At 38.1% G+C, this 13,197-nt stretch carries 11 protein-coding genes, 1 pseudogene and 2 other annotated features; of the genes and pseudogenes, 3 read left to right on the top strand and 9 right to left on the bottom strand.

Going from position 1 to position 13,197, the window contains the following annotated elements; translation table 11 throughout:
• Positions 1-61 precede the first annotated feature (61 nt).
• The gene (locus BAOM_RS10820; protein ID WP_127760294.1) at positions 62-862 is read left to right on the top strand and encodes a glycoside hydrolase family 25 domain-containing protein; all 801 of its coding nucleotides are present in this window, start codon (positions 62-64) and stop codon (positions 860-862) included.
• 212 nt (positions 863-1,074) lie between these two features.
• On the opposite strand, the gene BAOM_RS10815 is transcribed toward BAOM_RS10820, so the two are convergent.
• Together BAOM_RS10815 and BAOM_RS10810 are read right to left on the bottom strand one after the other, a co-directional pair.
• Complete coding sequence (locus BAOM_RS10815; protein WP_127759246.1) at positions 1,075-1,953, bottom strand: IS3 family transposase; 879 nt, start codon at positions 1,951-1,953, stop codon at positions 1,075-1,077.
• 8 nt (positions 1,954-1,961) lie between these two features.
• The gene (locus tag BAOM_RS10810) at positions 1,962-2,252 is read right to left on the bottom strand and encodes a helix-turn-helix domain-containing protein (RefSeq protein WP_127759245.1); all 291 of its coding nucleotides are present in this window, start codon (positions 2,250-2,252) and stop codon (positions 1,962-1,964) included.
• Between the two features lie 511 nt (positions 2,253-2,763).
• On the opposite strand from BAOM_RS10810, the gene BAOM_RS10805 reads away from it, so the two are divergent.
• Positions 2,764-3,135: a hypothetical protein gene (locus BAOM_RS10805; RefSeq protein WP_127760293.1), complete on the top strand. Its 372-nt coding sequence runs from the start codon at positions 2,764-2,766 to the stop codon at positions 3,133-3,135.
• Positions 3,136-3,362: 227 nt separating this feature from the next.
• Here BAOM_RS10805 and thrS read toward each other — a convergent pair whose 3' ends face one another.
• Complete coding sequence (gene thrS, locus BAOM_RS10800; protein ID WP_127760292.1) at positions 3,363-5,282, bottom strand: threonine--tRNA ligase; 1,920 nt, start codon at positions 5,280-5,282, stop codon at positions 3,363-3,365.
• Positions 5,283-5,334: 52 nt separating this feature from the next.
• Positions 5,335-5,558: a binding site (T-box leader), on the bottom strand.
• Positions 5,559-5,604: 46 nt separating this feature from the next.
• Positions 5,605-5,828, bottom strand: a binding site (T-box leader).
• Positions 5,829-5,976: 148 nt separating this feature from the next.
• On the opposite strand from thrS, the pseudogene BAOM_RS10795 reads away from it, so the two are divergent.
• Positions 5,977-6,731 (top strand): annotated as a pseudogene (locus BAOM_RS10795) (class I SAM-dependent methyltransferase); the annotation flags it as partial.
• Positions 6,732-7,902: 1,171 nt separating this feature from the next.
• On the opposite strand, the gene BAOM_RS10790 reads toward BAOM_RS10795, so the two are convergent.
• The 6 genes from BAOM_RS10790 to BAOM_RS10765 are packed head-to-tail and all read right to left on the bottom strand — an operon-like array spanning position 7,903 to position 13,194.
• Positions 7,903-8,373 (bottom strand): iron-containing alcohol dehydrogenase, encoded by a 471-nt coding sequence (locus tag BAOM_RS10790; protein WP_127760291.1) that lies wholly within the window; start codon positions 8,371-8,373, stop codon positions 7,903-7,905.
• A gap of 11 nt (positions 8,374-8,384) precedes the next feature.
• The gene (locus BAOM_RS10785) at positions 8,385-9,575 is read right to left on the bottom strand and encodes an acyl-CoA dehydrogenase family protein (RefSeq protein ID WP_127760290.1); all 1,191 of its coding nucleotides are present in this window, start codon (positions 9,573-9,575) and stop codon (positions 8,385-8,387) included.
• 12 nt (positions 9,576-9,587) lie between these two features.
• Entirely contained in the window at positions 9,588-10,256 is a 669-nt protein-coding gene (locus BAOM_RS10780) for a methionine ABC transporter permease (protein WP_127760289.1), read from the bottom strand.
• Positions 10,249-11,037: a methionine ABC transporter ATP-binding protein gene (locus BAOM_RS10775; RefSeq protein WP_127760288.1), complete on the bottom strand. Its 789-nt coding sequence runs from the start codon at positions 11,035-11,037 to the stop codon at positions 10,249-10,251. The genes BAOM_RS10780 and BAOM_RS10775 overlap by 8 nt, the downstream gene beginning before the upstream one ends.
• Before the next feature lie 34 nt (positions 11,038-11,071).
• Complete coding sequence (locus BAOM_RS10770) at positions 11,072-12,124, bottom strand: LLM class flavin-dependent oxidoreductase (RefSeq protein WP_127760287.1); 1,053 nt, start codon at positions 12,122-12,124, stop codon at positions 11,072-11,074.
• Positions 12,125-12,135: 11 nt separating this feature from the next.
• Complete coding sequence (locus BAOM_RS10765; protein ID WP_127760286.1) at positions 12,136-13,194, bottom strand: LLM class flavin-dependent oxidoreductase; 1,059 nt, start codon at positions 13,192-13,194, stop codon at positions 12,136-12,138.
• Positions 13,195-13,197 lie beyond the last annotated feature (3 nt).

The raw sequence follows: 13,197 nt of genomic DNA, 5'->3' as shown, positions 1-13,197 counted from the left end.
TAAGTAGTAGTAAGCGTCTATAACCTTCTGTATTGTATTTATTAATTTAAGGAGGGTTCGTATGAGAGTCATTCAAGGAGTTTGCTTATCTGAAGATGAACAAGTGATTAAGAAATACAAAGCCTCAATTGTAGGTCCACAGCATTTTTTATCCATGTTGGCTCCAAATACACAATTGGGGAAACCAAAATCATCCACAATAGGATATTTAATCGTTACGACACATCGAATTATATTTGTTGGTGAAACAAAGGTGAATGAATTTTTTACAATTAGGGATGTAAGTATTGATAAAGTGACCGGCGTTATTTCTTACATAGGTAAAAAAGTAAATATCTTCAAGGTTTTAGGAGGATTATTTCTTTTGCCAATCGGATTAATTATCTCCTATCTTTTAACGACTGTGAGCGATTCTTTTATATCGATCCTTGCAACTATCCTATTCATTGGTTGGCCAGTTTATTTAATTTACTCTGGTATGGTGAAGAAATATACACAAATAGATTTAAGAATAATGGCAAGTAATGACGGAAATAGTGCTGTAGGAGTTTCTGCTGACATAAACTTAGGTCTTTTTGCGAGAATTTTGTATGCAATCTTTAAAGCTGACCGAGAGAAAGCATGGATGGCCGTTGATGCAGCAGACACATCGACAGATACACAGAAATTAATGAGGGAACTTGGTGCCCTTGTACGTGATGTTCAAAATTTAGGTCATCAAGCTGTTGCTAAATGGCAAGATAAAAATGTTCTTAAGGAAATTATTGATACAGACGCAGATGCTTCAAAAGATGTACACCAACCAGAAAAAATCTTATCAACTTCTCAAATGGAAACACCACAACAAAATATTTTCCAGTAAAAGTAAGGACGAAATCAAAAGAGAAAGTCAAAAAAATACGGACTTATAACTTTAAACATATTACATTATCATATTAAAAATCCCAATCTCTCAATAACATAAATGAGAAATTGGGATTTATTTATTCAACAAAATGGCCCTTAAATGAAAAATGAGCGCTTATCCTTGTTTGATCTGACCCCTGTCAAGTAGACATAAAAAAATAAGCGCAGTTAAGAAGCCTGACTTCTATATTCGATAGGAGTCAGGTTGTTTAGCTTGGTTTGAAACCTTTCGTGGTTATAAAAGTGAATGTAGTCTTTAATAGCCCTTCTAACCTCTTGTGAAGTTTTAAAAGTATGCAGGTTAAAACATTCTGTTTTTAAATGACTAAAGAAATTTTCCATACTAGCGTTATCCCAACAGTTGCCCTTTCTAGACATACTAGCTTTCATTTTATTTCTTGTGAGTAGCTGATTATAGTTATGGGAAGTGTATTGGTATCCTTGATCACTATGGAGAAGGAGTCCCTTTACATTCCTTCCTTTTATGGCTTTTTTAAGAGTATCCAAGACTAGTTTATAATCATTACGTCTACTAATTTGGTACGCAACAACTTCGTTATTATATAGGTCTTTGATGGCAGACAAGTATAGTTTCTGTCCATTGAAAATGAGGTACGTAATATCCGTTACCCACTTTTCATTAGGGCGAGAAGCGTAAAAGGATCTATTTAAATAATTATTCGAGATAAGATAAGGTTCTTTCTTACCGTAATAAATTCGTTTCTTCCTGATAATTGCTTTAATACCTAGCTCACTTAGTAACCGTTGAACTTTTTTGTGATTAATATGAATATCATAGGTCCTCTTTAACCAAATTTGTATTCTTCTATAGCCATAGATGCCCTTATATTTCTGATGACATTCTATTATTTTCTGCTTTAGCTTCTCATCCTCTATCTGCTTTTCCGAAGGTAATGCTTTACGCTTTATCCACTTGTAGTATCCACTTCTTGATACTTTAGCTAGATGACAAAGTAGCTGTATAGAGTGAGCTTGTTTAGATAAATCATTAATGATTGGAAATAGAATACTAGGTTTTAGATTCATTCCTCCTTTCACATCTTTAAAAGCTTTTTTAATAGTTCATTCTCAGCTTCTAATCGCTTTATTTTCTGTTGGGTATTTTCAAAGGTAGATGAAGAGACTCTACTAGACCCACTTTTTCTGCCACGTTTTTCTCTAAGACCAACCATCCCATCTTCACTAAACTGTTTAACCCATCGTTGTATGTTTTTTCGATGAGTGTTTAATTCTCTGGAAACGGCTGCATAATTCTTCTTTTGATGAAATAAATCCACTGCTTTTTTCTTGAATGATATATCATAAGTCTCTGCTTTTTTCTCCATAAAAAATACCCCCTTAATAATAGACAGATTAATGCGCTTTTTAAAACGTGTCTACTATAAGGGGAGCATACCAGTTCAAGGATAGCGCCCGATTGTTGAAAGTGACCCAGAACACTAACACTGAAAGGATATTCAAGATAAACACTCTGAAACTCAATTATTGTTCCAATATATATAAATACATTTTAACACTAAATTTCAACTATTTACCTCCTTTTTAAATTATTCCTCAAGTGACCTGCACCATTTAAGAAGAACCTATCCCGTAACTCTTAACTTTTGATACCGTTTATTTTAAAGAAAACAAAAAACTACTTATTCAACTAAAGCATTCCGTTAGTTTAAGAAGAATCCTTTCATTTATATCAAAAAATCTTGGAATTATTTACACCGATTAGCAATATCGAAGAAGATTAAATGTTACTTTATAATGATAAATGGAAAGGCGTGAAAATATCTGAAGTTTTTAATCATTAGTCTTATTATACTTTTTGTTGGAGGTACTATTTATATGGTTAACAAAAAAAATAATACAAATCACTACGAAGAAGCACCATATGCAGCAGGAATGAATTTTGGTCTTGAAGAGGTAGAACCTTTTTTAAAACATTTATCCTCCTCAATATTGGATTCAGGTTTTAATCAAAATGAAATCAATACTATTCAATCTGAAATTAACACAATGAAAGAAGACAACGAAATAAAAGAAATTGGAACCTTTGATGTTATTTATAAAGGACAACCGACAAAAATACGGATTCAAGCTGAAATTCATATTGAGGATGTTGACAAAGAGGTTGTTCTATATATGTTTAGCATTCAAGAATTAGTTGACATCATAGATGAGGAAATGCTAAAAATTGAAGACGAACGAGAATTTTAAGTAAAAAGAGATGTTTTAACTAACATCTCTTTCTTTAACTAAACTGCTTTGTTAGCACAATAAGCGACTGTTCTTATCGAACAATTGCGCCCTTTAATGGAATAACTAAAATATAATCTTAGTCTTAAAATCACTTAATTCTTCTTAAATTCAACCTGTTACTTTAAGTACAACCATTGACAATCCCCTGTTACAAACCTGGTCATTTTACTTAAATATCTCTCTGATTAAATACTACGTTCTCTTATTTGTTGTACAATATTCTTTTTAAAACCTTCAAATGAAACACTTTCTGATTGTTGATCCCCGTATTTTCTAACATTTACTGTATTTTCTTTAACTTCATTATCCCCTAGCACCAGCATATATGGGATCTTTTGCATTTGTGCTTCTCTTATTTTGTACCCCAGCTTTTCATTACTATTGTCAATTTTCACTCTTACTCCTATTTGCTTCAATTCCGATTGAATCTTTAAACAATAGTCCGAATGAACTTGCGAAACAGGAATAATTTGTACTTGTATCGGTGCAAGCCAAACAGGAAAAGCACCAGCAAAATGTTCGATTAAAATACCAAAAAAACGATCAATAGATCCAAAAATAGCACGATGAATGACAACAGGACGAACCTTTTCATTATTTTCATTGATATAAGTCAAATCAAATTTTTCTGGCATCTGAAAATCAAGTTGGATTGTAGCGCATTGATGACTTCGCTTTAATGCATCTTTAATATGGAAATCAATTTTTGGTCCATAAAATGCTCCATCACCTTCGTTTAGCTGGTATTTAATTTCTAAACTTTCGAGTACATTCTTTAATGCTCCTTCAGAAATTTCCCAAAGGTTGTCATCACCTAATGAATCCTCTGGACGAGTTGAAAGCTCCACCGAATAGTCAAAACCAAAAGTTCGATATACTTGGTCAATTAGATAAAATACCTGTTTAATTTCATTTTCAATTTGATCCTCTCGAACAAAGATGTGGGCATCATCCTGACAAAATGCACGAACCCTAAGCATTCCATTTAAAGCACCACTGTATTCATGACGATGAACTTGACCAAATTCCGACATTCGAATTGGTAAATCTCGATAAGAGTAAAGGTTGTTTTTATAAATCAGCATATGACCCGGACAATTCATTGGTTTCAGTGCGAATTTTTTATGTTCAACTTCAGTGAAGTACATATTTTCGTGATAATGGTCCCAATGACCCGATTTCTCCCATAATTGTTGATTCATCATAAATGGAGTACGAACCTCATCGTAAGAAGCACTATTTTGAAGTTCACGAGAGAAATTCTCTAATTCATTTCTAACAATTTGTCCTTTCGGTAAATAAAATGGCATTCCTGGAGCTTCCTCAGAAAACATAAATAACTCCAATTGCTTCCCTAATTTGCGGTGATCGCGTTTTGATGCTTCTTCTAAGAAATTTAGATATTCATTTAAATCCTTTTTCTTTTTAAATGCCACTCCATAAACACGTTGAAGAACTTCGTTTTGACTATCTCCTCGCCAATAAGCGCCTGATACACGAGTTAATTTAAATGCTTTTATGAAACCAGTAGATGGAAGATGAGGACCACGACAAAGGTCAATAAATTCTCCTTGTTGATAAAGAGTTATTTTTTCACTTTTTGGAATGTCTTTTAATATTTCTAACTTGAATGGCTCACCTTTTTCTTCAAACAACTTTTCAGCTTCTTCATAAGAAACTTCTATTCGTTTGATTTCTAAATTCTCATTTATGATATTTTCCATCTCTTTTTCAATGGCAAGTAAGTCATCGGAAGTCAAACTGTGTTCTAGTTTCAAATCATAGTAAAATCCATCTTCAATGACTGGTCCTATCCCCAATTTTACATTACCATAGAGTCTTTTAACGGCTTGTGCCAATACATGCGCTGATGAGTGCCTTAAAATATGCAATCCTTCTTCCGAATCTAGCGTTAAAACAGAGAGTTCCACATCCCGTTCTATCTTGTAGCCTAAATCTACCAATTGTTCATCTACTTTCCCTACAATTGCATTTTTTCTTAGGCTCGAGCTAATGGATTCTGCTACATTCTCCACTGTAATGCCCTTCGGAAGTTCCTTTATTTTTCCGTCTAAAAATTGAACTTTAATTAACTTTTCATTCATAACAATAAACACTCCTTTAAAGTAATAAATAAAAAACGCACTCATCCCTATGACAAGGGACGAGTGCGTTTTACTCGTGGTTCCACCCAATTTCCCATAAGCTAAAAGATCACTTATGGCTTTGGTGCTGTAACGCAGCATAGACGATATCAGATACTTAAGTTCACCGATATAGCTCAAAGGTGGTAAATTATTTTCCTAAGTTAGGAAGTTCTCAGCTTTCCTTCCCTCTCTGGAAACCGTAAAAATAATTCATGTCCTTTTCATCGCAATAATTTTATATTTTATGATTGTAAAATAAAAAAACGCACTCATCCCTCTGGCAAGGGACGAGTGCGTTATACCCGTGGTTCCACCCAATTTTCCATAAGTCAAAAAAATCACTTACAGCTCTGGTGCTGTAACGTAGCATAGACGGTATTGGATACTTAATTCCCCAATACAGCTCAAAGGTGGTAAGATACTTTCCTGCGTTAGGAAGATTTCAGCTTTCCTTCCCTCTCTGGAAACCGTAAAAGTAACTCATGTCCTTATCAGTGCTTTGTAAATTTAAACATTTAATTGTTATTATTTTCATATACTACAAGAATTGTCCATAAATAGCAACACCTATTTTGGGCCTTTTACATTAACCTGTAACTTTCGTTCAATGAGCCTTCCTCTATTAAATGGCTTGATTGCTGAACAACATAGCATACAGTTCTTCAACAAAGAAATAGCGCAAAAATTTAAGGATAATACAGACGAAATATTAAAATGGATTACTCAGATTCAACTTTCTCCAACGCCTTTGGCACGAGCTGCGTATTGCGAAAAAGTATTACTTAATGAAGTCAGGTTAGGATTAAAACAATATGTCATACTTGGTGCCGGGTTAGATACTTTTGTTTCCGCCATCCAGAATTGAAAAACAGCTTAGAAATATTTGAAATTGATTATCCAGCTACACAGGAATTTAAAAAGAAAAAGCTGGATCAAGCTAATTTCAAAATCCCTAGTAATCTTCATTTCGTTCCTATGGATTTGACCAAAAAGTTTTCCTATCAAAATCTAATAGATGAAGGATTTGATAACAAAAAAACTTTCTTTAGTCTTTTAGGTGTTTCCTATTATTTAACAAAAGAGGAAAATGCCTACTTGATTAATAAATTATTTACCAAAGTTCCATCAGGAAGCTCTATTATTTTTGATTATGCAGACGACAAACTTTTTAAAGAAAAAGGAATGTCTAATCGAGTTCAAAATATGGTTCAATTGGCTTCAGCTAGTGGTGAGCCAATGAAATCATGTTTTACTTATGATGAAATGGAGAAAATGTTAGAAAACTCAGGTTTACTCATTTATGAACATTTATCACCTGTTACTATTAATGATCAATTCTTTCGAGATCGTACAGACTATTTGTCTGCATTTGAAACGATTCATTACATCCATGCTGTGAAAAAATAACATTCTGGTTGATAACAGCCTTACCTCCTAATCTTCCCTATGATTGGGAGGTTTATTTTTATCTAAAGATTTATATTTTAATTTTTCTTACTATAAGTTATTCAACAATCTGGCCCGATTGTTGAATAGAATGACTCACATTTTTTAACAACTTTATTATGTTTTAAACGACTTTACTACAAATCACTCATGTAGTGTAAATATACAGTCCCTATCTCACCATTTTTTAATCGTTTATACTCTGTCCCACTAGATTCCAATAAGATCAATATCTCCTACTATCTATATTATCTACTGCTGTTTGGATTGGAGATTTATATGGTGAATACTGAGTTGACTTATTAGTAGGACAGATTGTTAGATTATTAATATCTTTAATAATCTTTTTCATGTAATCAATACGATTATTTAGGAAAAGGAAACTAATTTCATCATTACTACTAATATTTTTGGGGATTATTGCAAGATACATTGGAAAGTTGTCGTCAGAATAAGTTGGTATAAAAACAAATCCTTAAGTCATTTATGAGTTGCTTATTCGAGTCTCTTTGTGAGTACCAAGAAACAACTACTAAGTACTATTAAAGAGATGAATAAGGAAGATTCTCTTATATAAGAAAAAGAATGTATAATGGCATATTCAGCTAGTTTAGCAAGGAATGAGAAGATGGTGTCCTTTGCGACGAGCTTATTACGAAACGTGTCCACAGTCTTTCCTTCAAAATAGATTCTGAAAAATGAGTTGTCCTTTTGCTCGAGTTCACTGTGAGTTCGTACTCGAGTCGTCCGTATAATCGATGATGGTATGTTATTGCTACTTTATCATTGTATTTTTTGAACTAGGCCTACAGCCAATAATTTTGGAAATTTATATGGGCATCTTGTCTAATCCATAACTTCCCTTATTTAGGTTCTACACTGTGATAAAAAATAGTCTACTTTAAAAAAATGAAAAATTCCCGTGAACAACCTAGTATTATCTTCTTTCTTTCAATAAAAAAATGAGCCCTAGGGTAGCCATTTGTAACTTTAAAATAAAGTTTGTTCAAAAATGCCTCATAAACTACATTTTACAATAAATAAAAAGAATCCATTTTGAAAAAAAGATTGATCAAAATGGATTCTTTTTCAGCAGATTTAAGTTTCGTTTTTATAAAAAAGTTTGATCATATTACAATCGTTGATTACAATCACTTTCTACCTGTGTTATTTCACTCGCCGTACCAGCCGTCGTCGGTACCGCAATAAGCGGCAGCCCTGGCTCCGTTAGCACAAACTCCCCATCAAAAAAGCGCTGTGTCGTCGCAGTAGTAGGTGCTAAAGCGGTCGTCACCTTTGCACAATCAAGCACACTGCCGCCACCTAACGCGACTGCAAAATCATACTTACCACTACGCAACACCTCGATACAATCATCGGTATTTTGCACCGTTGGATTTGGCTGAATACCGTATGTGAAATCAGTAATCAACCCGCCACTTTCCGCTACAACACGATCCGCTATGCCGTTCGCAACAATAGACTTCGTGGTAATTAATAACCCCTTGTGATAGCCGCGCTCCCGAATAATGTCCGGCAAGCTTTGTAATTTCCTCACACCGAACTCAATTGGCACCGTTTGATAATAAAAAAATGCAGACATAAAATTCTCCTTTAATAATAGCCGTTAATCGGTAATTCATGCCCGTTCACTACATAATTGCCGACATCCTTCAGCTTATACGAGCTCGGGTTGTGCGAGGCGATCGTGCGAATGTTACGCCAATGACGATCTAAATGCTGGTCGCGTCTCGTCGCAGATGCACCACCGACATCAAATAGCTTCGTGGCCACCTGCAACGCCAGCTGCTCACCAATGACTTTTACATACACTGTTTTCAATGCCGCCTCATGCTTAGACTGCTGCGTACTTTGTAGCAACGCCTCATCTAATGCCTGCGCAGCCTCGCGAATTAACGTCTTCAATGTAAACGCCGTTGCTTGAATTTCACCAATTGTTAGTAAAAGCAGTGGATCTTCATTTGCTGTAGCTGACGAACCGTGCGTAAATGTTCGCTTACGCCCCTTTAATAGCTTTACACCATCCTCTACAATCGCCTCGACAATTCCTGCTACGACCGCCTGTAAAAATAACTGACGAATCGCCACATAACTTTGCTTTTCACGCTTCAGCTCGACCGCCTCATAACTTTTCACTGGCGTATTTGTAAACGTTGTCGTGCCACTCGCTGTTAGCTGCTGTCCAAAACCGTCCCAGTCGTCATAAATAGCCACGCCTTCACGGTTCGTCGGGATAAAGCTCACAAATACCGTATCTCCTTCACCAGCCGATACGACCGATACCCAATCCGCATATAAAGTACCTGTTGTAAAAAACTTCGTACCGTTTAACACATAATCATCTCCCACCTTGCTCAGCACAGTTTCATACTGCTTTGCTCCTTGTGGATTAGATGAAATTTCCGTCGTCGCATTGCCGACTAAATCGCCCTTGGCTACAATTTGCAAACGACGCGTACGCTCTGCGCTTGACGGTGCTGCTAAATTATCCTCGACAAACACAAAATGCGCGCGCAATGCATGAGCTACATCCGGATCGGCCTTCGCTAATTTTCTTACAACCTCAAATAGTTCAACATTCGTCACACCAGCACCACCAAGATTCTTCGGCAAACGAATGGCTCCAAGCCTTGCCTCTTTAATAAGCTGAAATGCCTTATACGGCAGCAGACGATCATCTTTACTACGGCGCGCCTCTGCATCTTCCTCGATTGCTTTTACTAACTCTTCAAAAGCGCCCGAATGAATATCAATCGGCGCTGTTTCTTTTATTGCTTTTACCATTCAAATCTCCCCCTAAATATGACGGCGATCTAGCTTCTTCGCTAATAAATTACCGATAAACTGCACAACTTGTACGATGATAACTAACAACAGCACCATGAAAATCATGACATCTGTTTGGAAACGGTAGTAGCCGTAGCGAATCGCTAAATCGCCAATACCGCCACCACCAACCATTCCAGCCATCGCTGAATATGAAATAAAGCTAATTGTCGTCACGGTTAAAGCTAAAATAATACCTGAACGTGCTTCATTTAATAGTACCTCTTTAATGATGTAACGCTTCGGCGTACCAAGTGCAATTGCTGCCTCGATTGTTCCATGTGGCACTTCCTTTAACGCCTGCTCTACTAAACGCGCAAAATACGGAATCGCTGCGATAGATAGCGGTACCGATGCTGCTAGTGGTCCAACCGTTGTTCCAGCAACTAAACGCGTAAACGGAATTAACACAACGAGTAAAATAATAAATGGAAACGAACGAACTAAGTTGATCGTATAATTTAAGAAGCGATTGACAACCGCATTCGGCCGAATAGAGCCCTTTTCCGTTAAGAACACGTACACGCCTAGTGACGTCCCAAACAGTACAGCTGCCGATAGCGAAATCGCAACCATCATAAACGTTTGAGCGATACTTTCTTTAATTTCCGGTAAAAGCATAATAATATTATCAAACATGGATAACGCCTCCTAAGCGAATATCATACTGCTTATGCCTGTTTTCCTTCTCACGATGCTCAATGAGTAATTTGCCTATGCTCGTCGTCGCTGTCGGTGATTGTGCCAGCGTCAGCTCTTCTTGAATCGCACCTTTTTCCATGACAGCAACACGGTGGCACAACGTGTTGACAACCTCCATCTCATGCGTCACGATAACAAGCGTTACACCAAGCTTTTCATTAATCGATTTTAAAAACTCCAAAATATTTTCCGTCGTTTGCGGATCAAGTGCTGACGTTGGCTCATCACATAACAGCACTTTCGGGTTTAACACGAGCGCACGTGCAATCGCCACACGCTGCTTTTGCCCACCACTTAGCTGCGCCGGATAATGATGCACCTTATCACTCAGCTCTACTACCTTTAAAATATGATGAATGCGCTCTGCCCGCTCAGACTTTGGCACACCCGCAGCCTTCAACGCAAATTCGATATTGCCATATACGGTTTTATTTAATAGCAAGTTAAAATGCTGAAAAATCATCCCAATCTCATGGCGCTTCTGCTGTAATTGCTTCAGCTTTAGGTCTGTCAGCTCGACTCCGTCAAACCATACCTCACCTGATGTTGGCGGCTCGATTAAGTTAATCATGCGCAGCAATGTCGATTTCCCTGCACCACTAAAGCCGATAATGCCAAAAATTTCACCTTGCTGAATCGTAATCGATGTCGGCTGCACCGCCTCAAACTGCGTAGACTTCGTTTTGTAAACCTTACTAATATTTTTTAACGTAATCATCTAGATTCACCCTTTCCTGATTTAATAAAGTTGTTTACTTGGTATTTAGTGTGAAAGGATTCACTTTCGACTCTACGTGCTCGAAAAATAACGGTAGTTCTGTTAATGGATTGCGGAATGCTAGTAACACCTGATCAATGCCGATTGCCTCCAGTTCGCGCAGCTTGCTCGCTACTTGCTCATAGCTGCCGACTAATCCTGTACGGAAGCCTTCATTGTTTGCGACAAAGTCACTCACTGTTTTAGCGTTTTTCCACATCCCTTTCGTTTCTTTGCTCGCCTTAAATTGTGCGATTGCTTCCTCATCTGCTCTTGCTAAAATTGCCTCATATTCAGCCAATGCTTCCTCTTCTGTTTCACGTGCAATAACGTATGCTGCGACCGCGTATTGCAGCGTGCGATTTTCCTGCTGTGCTAAAGTCTTCACCGCCTCAATTTGTGGCTGAAGCTCTTCTATTGGCGCACCATTCATGAAATACACATCTGAATTTTTTGCTGCGACTTGCTGTGACTGTGCAGAGTTTCCGCCTTGATAAATGGCTGGATACGGCTTTTGCACAGGCTTTGGATTTAACGTCCCGCCTTGAATGTTGTAAAAATCGCCGTTAAATGTGAAATCATCCTGCGTCCACAAGCCTTTCACAACTTGTAAATATTCATCCGAACGACGATAACGATCACGGTGATCAATCCAATCAATACCAAACTTCTCCTGCTCCGCCTTGAACCAGCCACTCACTAAATTAATATGGAAGCGACCGCCCGAAATGACATCTAACGTCGAGCCAATTTTCGCTAACGTTACCGGATGAATAAAGCTTGGCAATACCGCCGCCAATAAACTCACACGTGACGTTTGCGTTGCTACTGCACTGACAACTGTTAACGGATCCAGCTGCCCATCCGTCCCATTATTGCCACCGATACGCCCTACGTAACGAATCGGAAATAGGATACCGTGCACGCCTATTTTATCTGCCAGCTGTGCCAGCTCTATGTTATACGCAATATCACCGCGCAATTCTTGTTCAATGTTGGCGCGTAAAAAGCCGCCGCCGATATTGGCACCCCATGTTAAAAATTTCATCGTCTCACCACTTATACAGTTATTTTTTCAAATCTTGGAAGCACGTCTTTTCCGAAACGTAACGCTTCCTCTACATGCGGGAAGCCCGATAGCACAAAATGCGTCACACCCGCATCGATATATTCCTGCAACGCCTCTTCAATTTGCTCCGGTGTGCCGACAAGCGCTGTGCCTGCACCTTTACGAATTTTCCCGATACCCGTCCAGCTATATTTATCAAAACGCTCGCCTTGCTGCGCAATTTCCGTCATACGTTTTTGCGCCACTGAATCCGTCTCTTCAAATACATTGTTCATCTTCTCTCGAACGTCCTCATCAATTTGACTAATAATATGGTACGCTGCCTTCCAAGCTTCCTGCTCCGTATCACGTACAACAACGTGTAAACGAACTCCAAACTCTAACGTGCGCTTGTATTTTGCAGCACGCGCCTTCACGTCCTCTAGCTGCTCCTTCACCTGAGCAACCGGCTCACCCCACTGCAAGAACACATCCGCATACTGCGCCGCAATTTCCTTTGCGCTATCCGATGAGCCACCGAAATATACCGGAATACGTCCTTGTTGATACAGCCCAGGCACTAACTGCGCATCCTTCGTTTCGAAAAACTGACCTTTATGACTAAACGTCTCGCCCGTCCAAGACTTCGTAATAACATCTAAAAACTCGCCTGTACGCTCATAACGCTCCTCGTGCCCCGTAAAATCACCGTCCTGACCAAGCTCCTTTTGCGAGCCACCTGTCACAACGTTTACAAGCAAGCGGCCTTTCGCAAACTGATCGAGCGTCGCAGAAAGCTTTGCCGCCACAGTCGGTGCGATAAAGCCCGGACGGAACGCTACTAGCGGTTTAATCCGCTTCGTATTTTGCACGATAGCAGATCCGACAATCCATGAATCTAAATACGGAATGCCCGTCGGTACTAAAATCCCTTCAAAGCCTGCTTCTTCTGTTGCTTGTGCCACCTCAATTAAATAATCTAACGAAGGCTCACGCTGAGGCTTCGCCAGCCCTAAAAATTCGCCATCACCATTTGTCGGCACAAACCAATAAAAATGTGCTTTTGTCATATT

The organism is Peribacillus asahii, from assembly GCF_004006295.1.
GTDB lineage: Bacteria > Bacillota > Bacilli > Bacillales > DSM-1321 > Peribacillus > Peribacillus asahii_A.
Note: the sequence above shows the minus strand (reverse complement) of the source record. Positions and strands in the feature narration are given on the sequence as shown.

What these genes read in the sequence shown, in the direction of transcription:
- BAOM_RS10820 (WP_127760294.1), top strand. Translation starts at nt 62, where the DNA reads ATGAGAGTCATTCAAGGAGTTTGCTTATCTGAAGATGAACAAGTGATT.
- BAOM_RS10815 (WP_127759246.1), bottom strand. Translation starts at nt 1,953, where the DNA reads ATGAATCTAAAACCTAGTATTCTATTTCCAATCATTAATGATTTATCT.
- BAOM_RS10810 (WP_127759245.1), bottom strand. Translation starts at nt 2,252, where the DNA reads ATGGAGAAAAAAGCAGAGACTTATGATATATCATTCAAGAAAAAAGCA.
- BAOM_RS10805 (WP_127760293.1), top strand. Translation starts at nt 2,764, where the DNA reads ATGGTTAACAAAAAAAATAATACAAATCACTACGAAGAAGCACCATAT.
- thrS (WP_127760292.1), bottom strand. Translation starts at nt 5,282, where the DNA reads ATGAATGAAAAGTTAATTAAAGTTCAATTTTTAGACGGAAAAATAAAG.
- BAOM_RS10790 (WP_127760291.1), bottom strand. Translation starts at nt 8,373, where the DNA reads ATGTCTGCATTTTTTTATTATCAAACGGTGCCAATTGAGTTCGGTGTG.
- BAOM_RS10785 (WP_127760290.1), bottom strand. Translation starts at nt 9,575, where the DNA reads ATGGTAAAAGCAATAAAAGAAACAGCGCCGATTGATATTCATTCGGGC.
- BAOM_RS10780 (WP_127760289.1), bottom strand. Translation starts at nt 10,256, where the DNA reads ATGTTTGATAATATTATTATGCTTTTACCGGAAATTAAAGAAAGTATC.
- BAOM_RS10775 (WP_127760288.1), bottom strand. Translation starts at nt 11,037, where the DNA reads ATGATTACGTTAAAAAATATTAGTAAGGTTTACAAAACGAAGTCTACG.
- BAOM_RS10770 (WP_127760287.1), bottom strand. Translation starts at nt 12,124, where the DNA reads ATGAAATTTTTAACATGGGGTGCCAATATCGGCGGCGGCTTTTTACGC.
- BAOM_RS10765 (WP_127760286.1), bottom strand. Translation starts at nt 13,194, where the DNA reads ATGACAAAAGCACATTTTTATTGGTTTGTGCCGACAAATGGTGATGGC.